The sequence below is a fragment of the Streptomyces sp. NBC_01498 genome (genome assembly GCF_036327775.1).
Classification (GTDB): domain Bacteria; phylum Actinomycetota; class Actinomycetes; order Streptomycetales; family Streptomycetaceae; genus Streptomyces.
Genome location: NZ_CP109598.1, coordinates 6,822,025 through 6,841,819, shown reverse-complemented (window position 1 = coordinate 6,841,819; position 19,795 = coordinate 6,822,025). Strand labels below are relative to the sequence as shown.

The 19,795-nt window shown below is 73.2% G+C and carries 16 protein-coding genes and 1 pseudogene; 13 read left to right on the top strand and 4 right to left on the bottom strand.

Translation table 11 applies throughout. From position 1 onward, the window contains the following. The first annotated feature begins 2 nt into the window (after positions 1-2). The 5 genes from OG875_RS29235 (at position 3) to OG875_RS29215 (ending at position 6,210) form a co-directional block, all read left to right on the top strand. The gene (locus OG875_RS29235; RefSeq protein WP_330177236.1) at positions 3-2,342 is read left to right on the top strand and encodes a DUF6351 family protein; all 2,340 of its coding nucleotides are present in this window, start codon (positions 3-5) and stop codon (positions 2,340-2,342) included. Between the two features lie 55 nt (positions 2,343-2,397). Further along, positions 2,398-4,185: an ABC transporter ATP-binding protein gene (locus tag OG875_RS29230; protein ID WP_330177235.1), complete on the top strand. Its 1,788-nt coding sequence runs from the start codon at positions 2,398-2,400 to the stop codon at positions 4,183-4,185. A 112-nt stretch (positions 4,186-4,297) separates the two neighbouring features. Further along, entirely contained in the window at positions 4,298-5,305 is a 1,008-nt protein-coding gene (gene ligD, locus OG875_RS29225; protein WP_330177234.1) for a non-homologous end-joining DNA ligase, read from the top strand. Between the two features lie 76 nt (positions 5,306-5,381). Next, positions 5,382-5,813 carry a VOC family protein gene (locus OG875_RS29220; RefSeq protein WP_330177233.1) on the top strand — a complete coding sequence of 144 codons (432 nt, stop codon included), beginning with the start codon at positions 5,382-5,384 and terminating at the stop codon, positions 5,811-5,813. 157 nt (positions 5,814-5,970) lie between these two features. Then, positions 5,971-6,210, top strand: coding sequence for a hypothetical protein (locus tag OG875_RS29215; protein ID WP_330177232.1), 240 nt, complete (start codon positions 5,971-5,973; stop codon positions 6,208-6,210). An 80-nt stretch (positions 6,211-6,290) separates the two neighbouring features. Here OG875_RS29215 and msrA read toward each other — a convergent pair whose 3' ends face one another. Both msrA and OG875_RS29205 read right to left on the bottom strand, forming a co-directional pair. Further along, positions 6,291-6,809: a peptide-methionine (S)-S-oxide reductase MsrA gene (gene msrA / locus OG875_RS29210; protein ID WP_330177231.1), complete on the bottom strand. Its 519-nt coding sequence runs from the start codon at positions 6,807-6,809 to the stop codon at positions 6,291-6,293. A 57-nt stretch (positions 6,810-6,866) separates the two neighbouring features. Continuing rightward, positions 6,867-7,493 carry an NADPH-dependent F420 reductase gene (locus tag OG875_RS29205; protein WP_330177230.1) on the bottom strand — a complete coding sequence of 209 codons (627 nt, stop codon included), beginning with the start codon at positions 7,491-7,493 and terminating at the stop codon, positions 6,867-6,869. A 264-nt stretch (positions 7,494-7,757) separates the two neighbouring features. Here OG875_RS29205 and OG875_RS29200 point away from each other — a divergent pair, with 264 nt between their 5' ends. From OG875_RS29200 to OG875_RS29175, 6 genes are all read left to right on the top strand, one after another. Then, positions 7,758-8,216: a DUF2267 domain-containing protein gene (locus tag OG875_RS29200; protein ID WP_330177229.1), complete on the top strand. Its 459-nt coding sequence runs from the start codon at positions 7,758-7,760 to the stop codon at positions 8,214-8,216. Between the two features lie 84 nt (positions 8,217-8,300). Next, positions 8,301-9,425 carry an acetate/propionate family kinase gene (locus OG875_RS29195; protein WP_330177228.1) on the top strand — a complete coding sequence of 375 codons (1,125 nt, stop codon included), beginning with the start codon at positions 8,301-8,303 and terminating at the stop codon, positions 9,423-9,425. A 189-nt stretch (positions 9,426-9,614) separates the two neighbouring features. After that, a complete protein-coding gene (lanKC, locus tag OG875_RS29190) occupies positions 9,615-12,275 on the top strand; it encodes a class III lanthionine synthetase LanKC (protein WP_330177227.1) in 2,661 nt (886 codons plus the stop codon). Positions 12,276-12,309: 34 nt separating this feature from the next. After that, positions 12,310-12,438, top strand: coding sequence for a mycelium formation morphogenetic lantipeptide SapB (gene ramS, locus OG875_RS29185; RefSeq protein WP_330177226.1), 129 nt, complete (start codon positions 12,310-12,312; stop codon positions 12,436-12,438). A gap of 121 nt (positions 12,439-12,559) precedes the next feature. After that, positions 12,560-14,539, top strand: coding sequence for an ABC transporter ATP-binding protein (locus tag OG875_RS29180; RefSeq protein WP_443079221.1), 1,980 nt, complete (start codon positions 12,560-12,562; stop codon positions 14,537-14,539). Further along, positions 14,536-16,434 (top strand): ATP-binding cassette domain-containing protein, encoded by a 1,899-nt coding sequence (locus OG875_RS29175; protein ID WP_443079220.1) that lies wholly within the window; start codon positions 14,536-14,538, stop codon positions 16,432-16,434. Before OG875_RS29180 ends, OG875_RS29175 begins: the two co-directional genes overlap by 4 nt. A 24-nt stretch (positions 16,435-16,458) precedes the next feature. Here the strand turns inward: OG875_RS29175 and OG875_RS29170 are convergent, their stop codons facing one another. Continuing rightward, positions 16,459-17,070: a helix-turn-helix transcriptional regulator gene (locus OG875_RS29170; protein ID WP_330177225.1), complete on the bottom strand. Its 612-nt coding sequence runs from the start codon at positions 17,068-17,070 to the stop codon at positions 16,459-16,461. A gap of 342 nt (positions 17,071-17,412) precedes the next feature. On the opposite strand from OG875_RS29170, the pseudogene OG875_RS29165 reads away from it, so the two are divergent. Both OG875_RS29165 and OG875_RS29160 read left to right on the top strand, forming a co-directional pair. Continuing rightward, positions 17,413-17,888, top strand: a pseudogene (locus OG875_RS29165) (AraC family transcriptional regulator); the annotation flags it as partial. Between the two features lie 131 nt (positions 17,889-18,019). Beyond that, the gene (locus OG875_RS29160) at positions 18,020-18,328 is read left to right on the top strand and encodes a DUF6010 family protein (RefSeq protein WP_330177224.1); all 309 of its coding nucleotides are present in this window, start codon (positions 18,020-18,022) and stop codon (positions 18,326-18,328) included. Between the two features lie 163 nt (positions 18,329-18,491). Here the strand turns inward: OG875_RS29160 and OG875_RS29155 are convergent, their stop codons facing one another. After that, positions 18,492-19,604 (bottom strand): protein kinase family protein, encoded by a 1,113-nt coding sequence (locus OG875_RS29155; protein ID WP_330177223.1) that lies wholly within the window; start codon positions 19,602-19,604, stop codon positions 18,492-18,494. Positions 19,605-19,795: the final 191 nt, after the last annotated feature.

Sequence of the window (19,795 nt, the reverse complement as noted above, 5' to 3'; positions counted from 1 at the left end):
CGGTGTCCCGTCGGCCCGTTCTCGCTCTCGTGCTCACCCTGGGCGCGCTGCTGCCGACCGCGCTGCCGAGCGCCGCCGTGGGGCGGCCGGGCGACGGCCCGGGAGGGGGCGCCGCGCGGCTCACCGTGGAGACCGTGTCGACCCGGCCGTCCGTGGTCACCGGCGGCGACGTGCTGGTCCGGGTCGGGGTGCCGAGGGGCATCGACCCCGGGGACGTACGGATCACCCGGGACGGTACGGATGTCACGGAGGCGTTCACGCCGGACGGAGCCGGAGCCGGTCCCGGTCCCGGTCCCGGTGCCATTGCCGGTGCCGGGTCCAGGGCGCTGACCGGCCTGGTGACCTCGCTGCGCGAGGGCCGCAACCGGCTCGTCGCGGCCGTGCCCGGCAGGCCCGGCGCGCGGGCCGCGCTCACGGTGCGGGACCACCCGGCGACGGGTCCGGTGATCAGCGGCCCGCACGAGCGGCCCTTCGTCTGCGGTACGGAACGGTTCACGCTCGTCGACGGCTCCACCCTGGGACCGCCGCTGGACGCGGACTGCTCGGTCACGACCCGGGTCGACCACGCGTACCGCTCCACCGACGGCACCGTGAAACCGCTGGCCGACCCGGCGAGCCGTCCCCCGGACCTCGCGACGACCACCACGAGCACCGGCGCGCGCGTGCCGTTCCTCATCCGCGTCGAGACGGGCACCCTCAACCGGGGTGTGTACCAGATCTCCATGCTGGCCGACCCCGCCGCGCCCGCGCCGACCCGGACCCGGCCGTCCGAGGGCTGGAACGGGCGGCTGATGTACACCTTCGGCGGCGGCTGCCGGGGCGGCTGGTACACCCAGGGCAGCGACACCGGGGGCGTCCTCGACACGGAGATGCTGGGGCGCGGATACGCCGTCGCCTCGTCGTCCCTGAATGTCTTCGGCAACAACTGCAACGACCTGCTGGCGTCCGAGACCGTGATGACGGTCAAGGAGCACTTCACGGAGCGGTACGGCGTCCCGCGCTTCACCATCGGCTGGGGATGCTCCGGAGGCTCGTACCAGAGCTACCAGACCGCCGACAACTACCCCGGCCTGCTCGACGGGATCATCGTCGGGTGCAGCTTCCCCGACGTGACGTCGGCGACCAACACGACCCTGCTGGACGCCCGGCTGCTCGACCACTACTTCACGGCGACCGCGCCCGGCACGTTCAGCGCGGAGCAGCAGACCGCGGTCGCCGGGTTCCGTGAGCGGGCGAGCATCCCGAATCTGAGCGACGGCGCGAAGCGTCTCGACCCGGACGCGGAGTTCCCGGCGGCCCTGCCCGAGGACCAGCGGTACGACGCCCTCACCCGCCCGGACGGGGCGCGGGGCACGGTGTTCGACCACACCGTGAACGTGTACGGGAGGGACCGGCGCACCGGGGCGGCGCTGCGCCCGCTGGACAACACGGGGGTGCAGTACGGCCTGGACGCGCTCAACAGGGGTGTGATCGACACCAGGCGGTTCCTCGACCTCAACGCCCGGGTCGGGGGCATCGACCGCGACGCCGGGTTCACCCCGGGGCGTACCGCCGCCGACCGTACGGCGACCGAGGCGGCGTACGGCACGGGCCGCATCCTGTGGGGCGGCGCCGGGCTGGCCGCCACCCCGGTCGTCGACCACCGCTCGTACACCGACGACCTGCCCGGCGGTGACATCCACATGGCGGTGCACGGGTACTCCACCCGCGCCCGGCTGGTCGCGGCCAACGGGCACGCGGACAACCAGGTGATGCTCGCGGAGGACAACCGGTACGGGTTCAGTCTCCGGAGCCCGGCGCTGCGGCACGCGCTCACGGAGATGGACGCCTGGCTGACAACGCTGACCGCGCGGGCGCCGCGCGCGGAGTGGACGGCGCGGGAGGTCGTCGCGCACAAGCCGGCCGGGCTCACCGACGCGTGCTGGACCGGGGATCCGGAGCCCCGGAAGATCGCGCAGCGGCTCTCGTACGACAACGCGGGTACGTGCGGGACGCTCTACCCGGCATTCCCGACGCCGCGACTGGTCGCGGGCGCGCCGCTCGCCGACGACGTGATCGCCTGCCGCCGCAAGGCCGTTGATCCGGCGGACTACGCGGTGCGGTTCACGGGCGCGGAACTGCGGGAGCTGCGGGCGGTGTTCGCCGGCGGGGTCTGCGACTGGGCGCGGAGCGGGGTGGGGCAGCGCCCGCTCTCGGGGACCTGGCAGTCGGTGGGCCCGGCGGATCCGACGGCGCCGACAGTTCAAGGAACCCGGACAACTCGACAGGCCCCGGCGCCGCGACGGAACCCGGCGGCCCAAGGGGCCCCGGCGGTGCGGGACTCGGGCGGCGCGGGAGGGTAAACCCGCAGGAGAGAGAGGGGTTGCGTACCCGCGAGGGGCCGGATTTGCTTGGCACATGCAGCGACCGGTCTCCTCCACCCCGTCATCGGCGGCGCTCGACCACCGCTACCGGGGGGAGCATCCCGTACGGACCCTCGGCTATCTCTTCCGTCCCGACCGCGCCCGGCTCGTGGTCGCCGTCCTCGCCTTCGTCGGGAAGCACAGCCCGATCTGGCTGCTTCCCCTCATCACCGCCAACATCATCGACACCGTCGTCCAGCGCGGCCCGGTCTCCGGAATCTGGATCAACGCGGGCGTGCTGCTCGTGGTGCTGCTGCTCAACTTCCCGCTGCATCTGCTGTATGTGCGCTGTCTGGCGGGGAGCGTACGGCGGGTGGGCATGGAGTTGCGGGACGCGCTCTGCCGCCGGATGCAGCAGCTCTCCATCGGCTACCACGCGCGGGTGAGCGCGGGCGTGCTCCAGGCCAAGGTGGTCAGGGACGTGGAGACGGTGGAGCAGATGGTGCAGCAGTCCTCGGACATGGGGCTGGCGGCCGTCGTGACCCTGGTCGGCGGTCTGGTGGTGATCGGTGTGCGCGTCCCGTCGTTCCTCCCGGTCTTCCTGCTCGTGGTGCCCGCCGCCGGTTTCCTGATCGTGCGGCTGCGCGGCCGGCTGCGGAGCCACAACGCGGCCTTCCGCAGCGAGGTGGAGCGGATGTCGTCGCGGGTCAGTGAGATGACGTCGCTGATCCCGATCACCCGCGCGCACGGACTGGAGGGCGCGGCGATGGTCCGTATCGACGGCTCGCTGCGCCAGGTGCTGGCGGCCGGGGTGCGGCTCGACCTGCTCAACGGGCGTTTCGGGGCGCTCTCCTGGATCCTGCTCAACTCGCTGGGTGTGGCGTGTCTCGCGGGCTCGGCGCTCGTGGCGTACCACGGTCTGCTGCCCATCACGGCGGGCGACGTCGTCATGCTCAGCGCGTTCTTCACCACCCTGACCACGTCGATGGTGACCCTGCTGGGTCTCGCGCCCGTCATCAGCAAGGGACTTGAGTCCGTGCGGTCGGCGGGCGAGGTGCTCCAGGCACCCGATCTGGAGAACAACGCGGGCAAGGAGCGGGTCGGTTCGGTCGCCGGGCGCATCGACTTCGAGAACGTCGGTTTCCGGTACGACGGCACGCCGGACGCGGCCGTGGAGGGTTTCACGCTGTCCGCCCGGCCGGGCCGGACGATCGCCCTGGTCGGGGCGTCGGGCGCGGGCAAGTCGACCGTGCTCAACCTCCTCATCGGTTTCATCCGCCCGACCTCGGGCCGCATTCTGCTGGACGGCACGGACATGGCCTCCCTCGATCTGCGCAGCTACCGCCGGTTCCTGTCCGTGGTCCCCCAGGAGTCGATCCTCTTCGAGGGCACGATCCGGGAGAACGTCACGTACGGCCTGGACGGCGCGGACGAGACGACCGTGCGGCGGGCGCTGCGGGACGCCAACGCCCTGGAGTTCGTGGACCGGCTGCCGGACGGCCTCGACACCGTCGTCGGCGAGCGCGGGGCACGGCTGTCCGGCGGGCAGAAGCAGCGGCTGGCGATCGCCCGCGCGCTGATACGCGACCCCCGGGTCCTGGTCCTGGACGAGGCCACGTCCGCGCTCGACACCCGCTCGGAGGCGCTGGTGCAGGAGGCGCTGGCCCGGCTGGTCCACGGCCGTACGGTCTTCGTGGTCGCCCACCGGCTCTCCACGATCCGGAGCGCGGACCGCATCGTGGTGATGGAGCGGGGCCGGATCGCGGAGGTGGGCACGCACGACTCGCTGATGACACGGGGCGGGGTGTACGCGGGGCTCCAGCCGGCGCACCGGGCGTCGTAGGGGGCGGCTCCGGGGCCGGGCGGGTGACCGGCCGGACCCGCCGACGAGGTGCGCGTCGGGTGACGGCCGAGGATGTCACCCGACATCACCCGACGGACGGACACGAGACCCGATGAGCAGTCTCCTGGACACCCTGCCCGCCGACGAACGGGGCAGGCTGCGGCACGGCCGGTCGGGAGCGCTGCTGGCGTCGGCGCCGATACTCGCCACCGCGAGCGACCGACGGGTCTTCGGCGACGGCTGGATCTTCGAGCGGAAACTGGACGGCGTACGGGTGCTGGCCGTGCGCGACACCTCGGGCGTTCGGCTGCTGTCGCGGACCGGGCGGCGGCTCGACGCCACGTATCCGGAGGTCGTGGCGGCACTGGAGGCGCAGGAGTGCGCCGACTTCACGGTGGACGGCGAGGTCGTCGCGTACATCGACGGCCGTACCGACTTCGCGCGGCTCCAGCGGCGGATGGGCATCGACGACGCCCGCCGGGCGCGCGCCACCGGAGTGGCCGTCACCTACCACCTGTTCGATCTGCTGCGGCTCGACGGCGCCGACCTGACCTCGGTCTCGCTGCGCTCACGCAAGTCGCTGCTGCGGCGGGCACTGTCCTTCCGGGCGCCGCTGCGCTTCACGACCCACCGCAACGCGGGCGGCCGGGAGCTGCTGGACCGGGCGTGCGCCGACGGCTGGGAGGGCCTGATCGCCAAACGCGCGGCGGGCCGCTACGAGCCCCGGCGCTCGACGGGCTGGCTGAAGCTCAAGTGCCAGCGGGGGCAGGAGTTCGTGGTCGGGGGCTACACGGAGCCGTCCGGCTCCCGCGTGGGCTTCGGCGCGCTGCTGCTCGGCCACTACGAGGACGGGCGGCTGCGGTACGCGGGCAAGGTGGGGACGGGCTGGGACCACGCGACGCTGGTGGCGCTGCGCCGGCGTCTGGACGAGGCGGCGATCCCCCGGTCCCCGTTCGCCGACGTGGTCAGGGAACGGGCGCCGCACTGGACGGAGCCCCGGCTGGTCGCCCAGATCGCGTTCACCGAGTGGACCCGGGACGGCATGCTGCGCCACCCCCGGTATCTGGGACTGCGGGAGGACAGGGACCCGGCGGAGGTGGTGCGGGAGAGGCCGGTCTGACGGTGGGCGGCGTGTCCTCCGTACAGTGCGTGCGGACAACAGTGACCGCGACCGCGACGAAGGGCGGCACCCCACCATGACGACCCCCGACTCCCGTCTCCCCCGCTTCCACCTCGCGATCCCCGTGGACGACCTCGCGGCGGCCCGCCGCTTCTACGGCGACGTCCTCGACCTCCCGGAAGGCCGCAGCTCGGACACCTGGGTGGACTGGAACCTCCACGGCCACCAGTTCGTGACCCACCTGTCCCCGCACCGCCCGGAGCCGGTCCGCAACGCGGTCGACGGCCACGACGTGCCGGTACCCCACTTCGGCCTGCTGCTGACCCCACCGGAGTTCCACGCCCTGGCGGACCGGCTCCGCGCGGCGGGCACGGCGTTCGTGATCGAGCCGTACCTCCGCTTCGAGGGCCTGCCGGGCGAACAGTGGACGATGTTCCTGCTGGACCCGTCGGGCAACGCACTGGAGTTCAAGGCGTTCGCGGACGACGGGCAGGTGTTCGCGGCCTGAGGGTCGTCGCGTACGCCTCCGCCCCCTCGCGACCCGGCACCGCCCGGAGGAACCAGCCGGACCCTCGTTGACGACTACCGGTTGGGGACAGCCGAGTTGGTCGGCGAAAGCAGAGTGGGAGGGGCAACTGATGCAACGGCTACGGGGGTTCGGACTGGTGCTTGGCGCAGGAGCGGTGCTGCTGCTCGCGGGGTGCGGGGTTCCGACCGACTACAGCGAGATCGTCACGTTCACCGACGGGCACGGCCGCGCCTGCACCGCCGCGGTGGTCGTCGACCAGGAGCAGAACGAGGGCAACGACTACGAGGTGTCCAGCCTCGACTGCGACTACGCCCCGGCGGGCCGGTCACCGGGTCCCACCGGCTACTCGCCCATGCCGGAGCGCGACAAGAAGTGACGCGGTGACCCCGCGCGACGCCGAGGGGCCCGTGTCCCGGCCGGGACACGGGCCCCTCGTGGCGTTCCGACCGACAGGGCCTAACGACCGGCGCGGGCCGGAAGTTTCCAGCCCGGACGGATGAAGTGGCAGGTGTAGCCGTCGGGGTAGCGGACCAGATAGTCCTGGTGCTCGGGCTCGGCCTCCCAGAAGGGGCCCGCCTCGGCCACCTCCGTGACGACCTTCCCCGGCCACAGGCCGGACGCCTCGACGTCGGCGACGGTGTCCTCGGCGACGCGCTTCTGCTCGTCGCCGAGGTAGTAGATCGCCGACCGGTAGCTGAGACCGATGTCGTTGCCCTGGCGGTTGAGTGTCGTGGGGTCGTGGATCTGGAAGAAGTATTCGAGGATCTGGCGGTAGCTGGTCTTCTCGGGGTCGAAGACGATCTCGATGCCCTCGGCGTGGGTGCCGTGGTTGCGGTACGTGGCGTTCGCGACGTCTCCCCCCGTGTAACCGACCCTGGTGGAGATCACCCCCGGCAGACCGCGAATCAGGTCCTGCATGCCCCAGAAGCAGCCGCCCGCGAGGACCGCTTTCTCCGTAGCCGTGTGTGTGCTCATAAGACTCCCTCCTCTGTCACACGGTACTGCGACGGTGCCCGCGAACGTCTCGGTGTCTCAGAGCGCGTGCAGTCGCGCGTCCAGTTCGTGGGCGGTCAGCTCCGCGGTGTACACGTCCGTGCCCGGCTGGTGCTTGCGTCCGCCGCCGCCGAGGTGGCCGGCGTTCACCGGGTCGAAGCCGATGTCGCGGATCAGCCCCGCCACCACGGCCACGGCCTCCTCGTCGTCGCCGGAGAGCGGAATGCCGAGGCGGTCCGGGGCGCCCTTGGGGCGGCCCCGGTCGCGCAGGACGTCCCAGCGGATGGCGTTGAACGCCTTGACCAGGTTGGAGTGGGTCCGGGCCCGTACCTTCTCGCTGGAGGTGGTCGAGTCGTCGTCCAGGTCGGGTTCGTGGCCGTCCCGCTCCGGAGAGTAGTTGCAGGTGTCGACGACGACCTTGTCGCGCAGCTCGCCCAGGGGCAGCTCGCCGACACGGCCGTACGGGACGGACACGACGACGACCTGGCCGAACCACGCGGCCTCCCCGGCGCCCACGGCCCGTACGGAGCCCTCGATGCCGTCGACCAGTTCCGCCAGCGTCTCGGGGCCGCGCGAGTTCGCGATGACCACCTCGTGGCCGATGCCGGCGAAGTGCCGGGCGAGCGTCGAGCCGATGTGGCCCGCGCCGATGATTCCGATACGCATGGTGCCTCTCCTGTCCGAAACGTCGGGGTCGTCGGGCCGGCGGTAGGGATCGCCGAGCACCGGGGTCGTCACCATGGGTAGCCGTACGGCGATTCCCCAAACTTGCCGCACCACGCCCGCGGACTCACCCTGAGGCTGCGGGCCCCGCCCGACGCCACCCGGCTCCCGGGCGGGTGCGGCAGCCACCCCCGCGCCCGGTCGAGCCCGGAGCCGTACCCGGGGAGGCGGGCGGCCGGTGCGGTGACCCGTGGAGAGGATCACGCGATGCACCACGACGAGATGATCGGGAAGATCCAGGCCCTCGCCCGACTGCCGGACCGGGGATCCACCGAGCGGGCGACCCGGGCCGTGCTGCGGACACTGGGCGAGCGGCTGCCCGCCGGGCTCGCCGATCATGTGGCGGCGCAGCTTCCGCCGGATCTGGCGGCCTGTCTGCGGCGTCCGGCGGAGTCCGCCGCCGCCGGGGGCCGGGACACCGGTTCCGGTGAGCGGTTCGACCTGGTCGCCTTCACGGGGCGGGTCTCGGACCGTGCCGGCACCGGGGAGGACGCGGCGCTGCGGGAGTCGGCCGCGGTGCTGGAGGTGCTGGACGCCGCGCTCTCCCCCGAGCTGATGGACAAGATCGCCGCCGCGCTGCCCGTCGACATCGGCGCGCTGCTGCCGTCCGGCCGCGCCGGCGGGGGCGGGGGCGGGGGTCCCCGAGGCCGTACCGGGACACGCTGATGTGCCGGGCACACGGCGGCGTACCTGACGTGCCGGCGTATCCGGAACGCGCCGGCGTACCCCGTACCCGAGGAGGTGCACGTCGTGGCCGGTCATGAACGAGAGCCCGTCCTGGTGGCGGACGCCGGGGCCACCAGTGTGCATCTGACCGTCTACGCCAACGACGGTACGGCGCTCGCCTCGTACGACGACATGTCCGTCCCGGAGGACCGCCTGTCGGGACAGCTGCGGAACCTGCTGCGTTACGCGCCCGCGCCCACGGCCGTCGGTCACCGGATCGTGCACGGCGGCCCGGAGCTGCGCCGGCACACCGTGGTCGACGACACGGTCCGTGAGGAGATCGCCCTGACGGCGGATCTGGCGCCCTCCCACGTGCCGCCGGCTCTCCACGTCCTCGACGCGGCCCGTGAGCTGCTGCCCAACGTGCCGCACGTCGCCTGCTTCGACACCGCGTTCCACACCGGACTGCCGCCCGCCGCACGGGAGTTCGCGGTGCCCGAGAGCTGGCGCGAGGAGTACGGCGTACGGCGCTACGGCTTCCACGGCCTGTCCTACGCGTGGGCCCTGGGCCGTACGGCCGAACTGCTGGACCGGCCGCCGGGCGAGCTGCGGATCGTCATCGCGCATCTGGGCGGCGGGTGCTCGGTGTGCGCGGTACGCGACGGCGTGAGCGTCGACACCACCATGGGTTTCACCCCGCTGGACGGTCTGGTGATGACGTGCCGCAGCGGCGCCGTCGATCCCGGCGCGCTGACCTGGCTTCAGACCCGGCACGGTCTGTCCGCGCAGGAGATCGACGACGCCCTGAACCACCGTTCGGGGCTGCTGGCGCTGTCCGGTTCCTCCGGCGACACCCGTGACCTGGTACGCGACCGGGCGGCCGGTGACACTCGCGCCGCGCTGGCGCTGGACGTCTTCACCCACCACTGCCGTGCGGGCATCGCGTCGATGGCCGCCTCCCTGGACCGGCTCGACGCGCTCGTCCTCACCGGGGAGATCGGTGTGGACCAGCCCGAGGTGCGCGAGGAGATCTGCGCCGGGCTCGGGGTCCTCGGGGTGACCGGCGGTCTGCGGGTGCCCCCGGCGTCCGACGGGGTCCGCGCCCTTCCGGTCAGCGAGCCGGACGCGGCGGTCCCGGTGGTCGTCGTCCCGAGCGGGGAGACGCGCCAGATCGACCGGGAGACCCGGCGGTTGCTGCGCGCGGGCTGAACCGCCGCCGACCGCGCGCCCGCACCCAGGGCCCGATCCCTCCCCGCACCCCCGGCGAGCTGCCTCAACGCCCGCGTGAAACACACACGTTACTCGTGCGTAACGCATGCCAGGTCGATGACATCGGCGACTATGGGCGCCCCTCGGCACCGTGGCACGGTTGGCGCTGTCGCCGACGAGGGAGGGTGTGTGAACAAGGGTTACGCCGTGTTCTGCGACGCGGACCGGCACTTCTACGACTCGCCCCACCGTCTGTCCCCCGCCGCCGACACGACCGCCTCGGCCACCTCGACCGGGACCGCCGCACGCGGCACCGCCGACGAGTACGAGGCCGCGCGGCGCCCGGTGCCCGAGGGGTGGCAGCGGCACCGGAGCGGTGACTGGCTGGCCTTCCGTCCCGTCGAGCACGAACTCCCCGCCCAGGGCTGGAAGATCCATGTGTCCGCCTGTCTGGACAACGCGGAGTCGATCCTCGCCCGGACCATCGAGTACTGCGTGGCCCGCCGGATCGCGTTCAAGTTCGTGCCGAGCAGGTACCTGCTGCACACCCGGAACGCCAAGTACGCCGACCGCGGCGCGAGCGGCAAGTTCATCACCGTCTACCCGGTGGACGACGAGCAGTTCGGCCGTGTCGCCGGGGAGCTCGACGCACTGCTGGCCGGCGAGCCGGGCCCGTACATCCTGAGCGATCTGCGCTGGAACTCCGGCCCCGTGCACGTCCGTTACGGCAGTTTCACCCGCCGCGACTGCTACGCCGACGGCGCGCTGCGCCCGGCGATCGAGAACGCCGAGGGCCGGCTCGTACCCGACCCGCGCGGCCCGGTCTTCCGCATACCCGACTGGATCACCCCGCCCGAGGTCCTGCGCCCGCACCTGGAGGCCCGCGCCGCGACGACGGTGGCCGAGTCGCCGTACGTGGTGGAGCAGGCGCTGCACTTCTCCAACGGCGGGGGCGTGTACGTCGCCCGCGACAGCCGGACCGGCGAGAAGGTCGTCCTCAAGGAGGCCCGGCCGCACGCGGGTCTGGCGGCGGACGGCGCCGACGCGGTGACCCGGCTGCGCCGCGAACGCGAGGCGCTGGAGAAGCTGTCCGGGCTCGCCTGCACCCCGGAGGTGCGTGACGCGTTCGAACTCGGCGGCCACCACTTCCTGGTGCTGGAGTTCGTGGAGGGCAAGCCCCTCAACTCCTTCTTCGCACGCAGGCATCCGCTCATCGACGCGGACCCGGGCGCCGAGCGGCTCGCCGACTACACCCGGTGGGCGCTGCGCGTGTACGGGCTCGTGGAGAAGGCCGTCGCCGAGGTGCACGGGCGCGGGATCGTCTTCAACGACCTGCATCTGTTCAACATCATGGTCTCCGAGGACGAGTCGTCCGTCGCGCTGCTGGACTTCGAGGCGGCGGCGCCCGCCGCCGACAACGGGCGGCAGACGGTGGCCAACCCGGCGTTCGTCGCCCCGGCGGGCCGGCGCGGCTACGACGTCGACCGCTATGCCCTCGCCTGTCTGCGGCTGGCCCTGTTCATACCGCTGACCAGTCTCTTCGCGGTCGACCGGGGCAAGGCGGCGCATCTGGCGGACGTCGTGGCACGGGAGTTCCCCGTCGACCGGGCCTTCCTGGACGAGGCGGTGGCGGAGATCATGCGCGATCCGGGTGCCCCGGCCGCCCGGAGCACCGGGCCGAGCCGGCCCGCGCCCTATCTGCCGGCCGAGCCCGCCGACTGGCCGGCCAGCCGCGACTCCATGGTCCGCGCGATCCTCGCCTCCGCCACCCCGGACCGCGACGACCGCTACTTCCCCGGTGACATCGCCCAGTTCGCCACCACCGGCGGCGGTCTCTCCTTCGGCTACGGCACCGCCGGAGTGCTCTACGCACTCGCCGAGAGCGGCGCCGACCCGTGTCCCGCCGCCGAGGAATGGCTGCTGGAGCGGACCAAACAGCCCGAGTCCGGCACCCCGCTGGGCTTCTACGACGGCCTCGCGGGCCTCAGTTGGACCCTGCACCGGCTCGGTCATCCCCATCGCGCCCTGGAACTGGCCGAACTGACACTGCGTCAGCCGTGGGACGACCTGCCCGCCGATCTGCACGGCGGCGCCGCCGGCCTGGGCCTCGCGCTCAGCGCGCTCGGTGAGGCGACCGGCGAGAGCGGACTGGACGACGCGGCCCTGCGCTGCGCGGAACTCGCCGCCCGCGCCGTGGACGCCACTCCCCCGGGCACGATGGTCGACGGTACGCACCGGGCCGGACTGCTGTACGGCGGCGCCGGTGTCGCACTCCTCTTCATCCGCCTGTACGAACGCACCCACGACACCGCCCTGCTCGACCTCGCGGCGAAAGCACTGGGCGGCGACCTGGACCGCTGCGTACAGGGCGCGGGCGGCACGCTCCAGGTGAACGAGGGCTGGCGCACCATGCCCTACCTCGGCGCGGGCAGCGTCGGCATCGGGACGGTCCTCGACGACTATCTCGCCCACCGCGCCGACGAGCGGTTCGAGCGGGCGCGCGGCGAGATCGTACGGGCGGCCCAGGCCACCTTCTACGCACAGCCCGGACTCTTCCGGGGCGCGGCGGGCATGGTGCTCCATCTCAGTCGTACGTCCGCGACCGGGCCGGGCACCGAACCGGCCGACATCGCGCGGCAGATGGGCACCCTCGCCTGGCACGCGCTGCCCTACCAGGGCCAACTCGCCTTCCCCGGAGAGCAGATGATGCGGCTCTCGATGGACCTCGCGACCGGCACCGCCGGTTGTCTGCTGGCAGTCGCCGCCGCGCAGGCGGAGAAACCCGCGCGACTGCCCTTCCTCCCGCCGCTGAAGAAGCGGCCCATGAACCGGCTCCGCCTGGAGTCGTGACGAGCACATCGTCCCCAAAAAGAGAGGCACCGTCATGAACCTTCTTGACCTGCAGTCGATGGAGACCCCGAAGGAAGAGGCCATGGGCGACGTCGCCACCGGCAGCCGCGCCAGCCTGCTCCTCTGCGGCGACAGCAGCCTGAGCATCACCACCTGTAACTGACACCACCGGTCGTCGGCCGGCCGATGACCTGGGTGCCACAGGCGCCGGACGGGCTCTCCATCCCGTCCGGCGCCTCCAGGGCGTGCCCGCGCAGGCAGCCAGAACCGAGGAGACCACCTTCGTGAAGACGCCGCCCGCCGCCGGCCGCCGCACCTCGGCCGACCGTGACGCGACAGCCGCCGGGCTCCTGCTGGGCGCCGCGCGGCACAGCGCGGGCCGTACCACGGCCGTCTTCCTCTGTTCCGCCGCCTCGGCGGGCGCCTCCCTCGCCCTGCCGGCCGTTCTCGGCCGGACCCTGGACCTGCTGCTGCGGCGGAGTCCCGGCGCCGACCCGTGGCTGCTCGCCTGCGCGGCTCTCGTCGTCGCCGAGGTGCTGCTGGACGCGCTGGTGGCGATGCTCGGCGGCACGACCGGCGCCCGTTCGACCGCGTGGCTCCGCACCCGGGGCGTGAACCGGCTGCTCGCCGCGTGGCCCGGCCACGCCGCCCGCTTCCCGGCCGGTGACGTGACGGTCCGGCTGACCGCGAACGCCACCGAGGCGGGTACGGCGCCCGTCGCCGCCGCCACGCTCGGTGCCTCGCTGCTCGCACCCGTGGGGGCGGTCGCCGCGCTGTTCCTGATCGACCCGTGGACCGCGCTGACCTTTCTGGCGGGGCTTCCGCTGCTGATGCTGGTGCTGCGCGCCTTCGCGCGCGGTTCGTCGGACAGCGTCGCGAGTTACCAGCGTGTCCAGGCAGACATCGCGACGCGGCTGGTGGAGACGCTGGCCGGGGCCCGTACGATCGCCGCCGCCGGGACGGAGGAGCGTGACCGAGACCGGGTCCTCGCCCCGCTGCCCGAACTGGCCGCGCAGGGCACCCGGATGTGGCGGATCCACGGTGCGGCCGTGGCCCGCAGCGGGGTACTGCTGCCGCTGCTGACGACGGCGGTCCTGGCCGTCGGCGGACTGCGCCTCGCGTCGGGGGACATGAGCGTGGGCGAGTTGCTGGCCGCCGCCCGGTACGCGGCGCTCGCCGCCGGGGTCGGTACGGCGGCGGGCCTGCTCGGCTCGCTGATCCGCAGCCGTGCGGCGGCCCGCCGGACGGCCGGGCTGACGGCGCTGCCCTCGATGACGTACGGGACCCGGAGCCTGCCGCCGCAGGGGGGCGGCAGGCTGGAGCTGCGCGGGGTGGCCGTACGGCACGAGGGCCGCGCCGTCCTCGACGGCGTCGACCTGACAGTCGACGGGGGCATGTCGGTGGCGGTGGTGGGGCGTTCGGGCGCGGGCAAGTCCACCCTGGCGGCGGTCGCGGGGCGGCTCACGGAGCCGGACGAGGGAACCGTCCTGCTGGACGGTGTCCCGCTCGGCGACATCCCGCACGACGAACTGCGCGACGAGGTCGGTCACGCGTTCGAACGGCCGGTCCTCTTCGGCGCCACGCTGGCCGAGGCACTGGCCGGCCGCGCGCCGCTCCCGGAGGAACGCACCGGGAGGACGCGACCGTTGGGAGCCGGGGCCGGGCGGGACACCGGGGAGCGGGTCCGGGCGGCGGCGCGGGCGGCGAGCGCGGACGCGTTCGTACGGCTGCTGCCGCACGGGTACGCCACCGCGCCGCACGCCGCGCCGCTCTCCGGGGGCGAGCTGCAACGCCTGGGCCTGGCACGGGCGTTCGCGCGCGCGGGGCGGCTGCTGGTGCTGGACGACGCGACCTCCAGCCTGGACACCGTGACCGAGCACCAGGTGGAGCGGGCCCTGGCCGGGGAGGTCCGGCACGGTACCCGGCTGATCGTCGCCCACCGGCTCTCCTCGGCCGCCCGCTGCGACCGGGTGGTCTGGCTGGAGGAGGGCCGGGTGCGGGCGACGGGGACGCACGAGGAGCTGTGGCGCACTCCGGAGTACCGGGCCCTGTTCGCCCCTCCGGAACCCGGACCTTCGGAGACGGCATCCTGGGAGACCGCCCCGCCCGAACCCGGCGCGCACCAACCCGCGCGGCCGGAACCCGGACCTTCGCAGCCTGGCCCGCCCGGACCCGGACCTTCGGAGACCGCCCCGGCCGTGACGCCGTACGCGCGGTCCGTGCCCCCCGCGCCCGCCGTCGTCACCGAGGCGGCCGACCGGTGAGCGCCACCGCGAAGGCGCCCGCCGGGGGGACGGCGCCCGGCCGGGGCATGCTGCGCCGCAACTGGCCGCCCGCACGCCGGTTCCTGCTCCGCCGCAAGCGGGTGCTGGTCCGGCTCGGCGGCTGGTCGCTGCTGGAGTCCGCGCAGACCTTCCTCGGCGGGTACTGCCTCGCCCAGGCCCTCGACCGCGGATTCCTCGCCGGACACACCGGGACCGGTCTGGCGTGGCTGGCCGTCGCCGCCGCCGCGATCCTCGGCGCGGGCCCTCCGGTACGCGGGGTCTTCGCCCAACTCGCCGAACTGACCGAGCCGTTGCGCGACGCGCTGGTACGGCGCGCGGTCCGGCAGGCGCTGCGCCGGGCGGTCACCGACCCGGCCCGTACCGACGACCGCTCGGACGCCGGGGCCGTCTCACGGCTCACCCATCAGACCGAGATCGTGCGCGACAGTTTCGCCGGACTGGTCCTGACGGTGCGGGCGTTCGTCTTCAACGCGGGCGGGGCGCTGCTCGGGCTGCTGGCGCTGGCCCCCCAACTGCTGCTGGTCGTCGTACCGCCGCTGGTCCTCGGCATCGGACTGTTCCTGCTGACGCTGCTCCCGATGGCCTCGGCCCAGCGCGCCTTCCTGGACGCGGACGAGGCGGTCGCCGAGGGTGTGGGGGCTGTCTCGGCGGGCCACCGGGACCTGGTGGCCTGCGGGGCGGAGGCGGACGCGGCGGAGCGGACCGGACGGCTCTTCGACACCGCCGAGCGGACGTCGCGGGTACTGGCGCGCTGGGCGGCGGCCCGTACGGTGGCGCTCGGCGTCGCCGGGCAGCTGCCTGTGCTGCTTCTGCTGGTGACCACCCCGTGGCTGCTGCGGCAGGGGGTGACGACCGGGGCGCTGGCCGGGGCGCTGACGTATCTGCTCCAGGCGCTGCTGCCCGCGCTGCACAGCATGATGACGGCGCTGGGCGCGGCGGGGACGCGGCTGCTGGTGGTGGTCGACCGGTTCCAGGACGCGACGGCGGACCGGGGGCCCGCGACCGTACCCGGGGCCACCGGGCGTACGACGGCCGGGGACAGGGCAGCCGGTGCCGTACCCGACCGGCGGACGCCCGCCATGGAGATCCTCGCCGTGGAGACCCCCGCCGTGGAGGTCCGCGCCGTCACCCACGCGTACGGCCCCGACTCGCCCCCCGTCCTGGAACGTCTCGGCCTCACCGTCCGGCGCGGCGAGCACATCGCCGTCGTCGGCCCGAGCGGCATCGGGAAGTCCACGCTCACGGGTGTCGTCGCCGGGCTGGTCGCGCCCGACCGGGGCAGCGTCCTGCTCGGCGGGGAGCGGGTGACCGGCCGGACCGCGTACGACCTCGCGGAGCGGCGGGTCCTCATCCCGCAGCAGGCGTACGTCTTCACCGGCAGCGTCCGCGACAACCTCCGGCATCTGCGGCCGGACGCCACGAGCGCCGAACTGGCCCACGCGGTCGAGACGTTGGGCGCCGAGCCGCTGGTCCGCCGACTGGGCGGCCCCGACGCCGTACTCGATCCGCGCGCGCTGTCGCACGGCGAGCGCCAGCTGCTGGCCCTGTGCCGCGCGTATCTCTCCCCCGCGCCGCTCGTCCTGCTGGACGAGGCCACCTGCCATCTGGATCCGGTCACCGAGGCGCGCGCCGAGCGCGCGTTCGCCGCGCGGGCGCGCGCCGACTGCGCGAGTGCCCGCCCCAGCGCCCTGATCGTGGTGGCCCACCGGCTGTCGTCGGCGCGCCGGGCGGACCGGGTGCTCGTCCTGGACGGCACCACGCCACGGTTCGGGACCCACGAGGAGCTGCTGGCCGATTCCGCGCTCTACCGGGACCTGGTCGGTCACTGGCAGCGGACGCCGCCGACCGACGGCCACCGGACCGCCGACCGCTGAGCCGGCGGTCACCGGCCGCCGGCGTCAGAGCCAGCCCGCGTCCTGGGATATGCGTATGGCGTCCATACGGTTGCGCCCGCCGACCTTGCGGATCGCGGAGGCCAGGTAGTTGCGTATCGTCCCGCTCGACAGGTGCAGCGAGGTCGCGATGTCGCTGATCGGTGACCCCTGCGCCGCCAGCGCGAGCACGCTCAACTCCCTGGGTGTCATGGGGAGCTTCGTGGCCTGGAGGAAGTCACAGGCCAGGGAGTCGTCCACGAATCGCTCGCCGTTCGCGACCTGATGTATTCCGTCGATCAGACGGCTGGGATCGCCGTCCCTGCTGACATATCCGAGCGCCCCCGCCTCGAATGCCCTCAGCAGCGCCCCCGGCTTTTTCTCCGGGGTGAGGACCAATAACGCCCCCCGGTCGCCGCGACCGCCGGCCGATCCCGCGCGCCCCGCCCGTCCCGTGCTCGCCGGGTCATCGAGACAGTCGACATCGGTGACCCAGACGTGCGGGGAAGGTGCCTGCGTCCCCTGTCGGTTGGGCCGCCAGGGCGAGGCCGTCACATCCAGCGTCCCCTCGCAGCGCAACAGCGCCACGAGTGCCGAACGGAACAGTCCCACCCGATGTACGACATGAACACGGATCATTTGTTCCCCCATGGTGGTGGTCGGTCGCCGGTCGGCATGTCAACCAGTTCCCCACATACGCCGACCGGAACTCAGAACCGGCCACGAGGTGAGGCACTGTGCATACTCCTGTGAGCCCCCGGCGTGCATGTGTGCTCCTCAGTACGCCCCCTCAATGTATTCCTTCGGCTGCCTCCCGGGAAAAGCTGTCACAACCATCCGACAAGCGGAAAGAAAAAGATACAACCGGTCAGTTGGCGACTGAATCGCGTCGAAGTGCCAACCGTGACCAATCCTTTCCGTCGGTTGGCATATGCCCCGCCCCTTCCGTCCCTCCCGGCGCGGCGGTGGCACCTTCGCGGCATGCCCACCGTCGCCGTCCTCGCACCGGGACCGGGTGATCCCCTTCGACCCGGCCACGCCCATCGAAGTCTTCTGCCGCACCCGGCTCCCGGACGGCGCTCCCGGGTGCGAGGCAGGGCCTGCGCGGAGCGGCCGGAGGTCGACGCCGGGGCCCGCACCCTGCGCGCCCCGTGCGGCCTGACCGGGCCCGATGGCGCGGACACCGTCGTCGCGCCGAGCGCCGCCGACCCCGCGACGGCCCTCACCCCCGCCTCGCGCGACGCACTGCGCGCGGCGGCCGGGCGGGGCACCCGTGTCGCCTCCCGCTGCTCCCGGACGTCCCCGCCGGCCGTCACCGGTCCGCCCGACGGACCGCGCGCCACCACCCACGGGTCGCGGCCGGTCAACCGGCCGACGCGCACCCGGACATCGAGGTGGCTCCGCACGTCCCGTACGTCGACAACGGGCAGTTCCTCACCCCGTCCGGCGCCGCCGCCGACCGCCGGAACTGGAAATTATCCGGGCCTGATTCTCACTTTCGCCGCTTCTTCGCGCTCCGCCTGCCCGTCGGGTCGGACGACGGTTCCGGCGTTCGGTCCGGCGTTCCCAAGAAAGCGGAGCGAATTCCATGTCCGTTGTCGCGCCTCTCCTCATCGGCCTCCTCCATGTCTGCCTCATGTCTCTCGTCCGGGAGCCGCACCGGCGTCAATTGAACGCGGCCATGGTGGCGGAGGCGGGGGCCGCCCATCTCAGTGGCGGTGGTTTCGGGGCGTGGGAATTCGTCTTCACCACCACGGTGCCGTACTGCGCCTGTCGGGGTCTCGATTCCTGGGAGTTCATCGGCGTCGGCCGCCTGCCGCACACGGTGGGGGACGTTCTTCATCACTTCAAGGGGAATCCCGTCATTCCGTTCGCGGAGCATTCCTCTTTCGGCTAAGAGATCTGCGATCCGGTCATCGCGGTGTGGTGTCCGACCGGAGGCCACCCGGTGTTCGGCCTTCTCCGCGCCCGCCGGGCCGGCCGGGCCCGGAATAGGAGGGCCGGGTCGCCCGGGGTACCGGACGCGGCGGAGCGGGGCCGAACCGGGGGCGCCAAGGGCCCTACGAGCCGGGGTCGGTGGCACGGTCGGACCGGCCGGGCCCACGGCACAGCCGCCGGATCTCCTCCAGCGGATACGGGGTCGACCTGCCGCTTTCCCGGAAATCGCGGTGGAAGTCCGACACCACGGCGGCCACCGGCGCGTACCGGGTGATCAACTCCGCCGCCTTTGCCGGGATTCCCGTGGGGCGCTTCCCCTCGGCGTAGGCGCGTACGAGCGCGAGGCGGCCGTCCCGGTCCTCCGGGCGGCATCCGTACAGCGCGGTGACGAGCCAATTCACCAGATATGTGGCGGCGTAACAGCGGTCGTAGACCCGGTGGCGGTCGAAGAAACGGCGCTCCTCCCGGGACAGTTCGAAACGGGAGGAGAGGGCGAGTCCGTAATCGGCGAAGTAGAGGCGCCGGCCGTCGGTGAGGATGTTTTCGAAATGCGCGTCGAAATGCAGGAGTCCTCGTGCGTTCATGAACGAGATGCCGGATTCCAGTTCCTTCTCCACGAGGGCGCAGGCCCGGTCCACGGCTCCGTCGTCGCCCGCCTCGACCTGGGCGCCCAGCCACTGGTGCAGCGTGCGCGGCAGGTGCTCCAGGAACAGCGCGACGCTCGCCGAGGACCGCTGAAGCTCCTCGATCCGTCGGCGCACCGGGGCGCCCCCGCCCCAGTAGGCAGCCGCCCGTTCGGTGTCGGCCAGCTCCCCGGGCAGGGGCAACGCGTCGGGCAGCACCCGCCAGTGGTGCATCAGCGGGAAGCCCTCATGCTCCCCCGTGAGCACCCAGTTCGTCGTCATGACGTGCACGGCGAGTTCACGCCAGGCCCCGAGGCCCGGCCCGCCGATGGCGCCGACCCCGTGGTGGAGGAAGTCCGGCAGCTCGAACAGGTTGGCCGTGGACCGGACATGCTCGGGCCGGCGCTCCAGGTCGGTGAGGGCCACCCGCTTCACGAAGACCGGAGTTCCGTCGATGTCGAGCAGGGCGGACGTCCCGCCGATGCCGGAACCGAGCGGCGCGGCCGAGGCCAGGAGCTCGCCGAGGGCGCGATCACCGTACCGGGCCAGGGAGAGGGAGGCGGCGCGGTGGGCGCGGAGCCGCGTACGGCGCGACGGTTCGGGGTCGTTCACCGCTGCTTCCCCCTCGGCACTGGGCTCCCCTCCCGGGCGCGGGCGTCGATCCGGAGCGCGTCGAACGGGCCGCCGGAGCCGGTCGGCGGGGTCGGTCGGCGGGGTCGGTCGGACCCGTACGTCGACGACGCCGATGTGATCGCCCCGTTGACGGCACTGTACGTGGGGCCGGGCGGCGGCCCGCCGGGAAC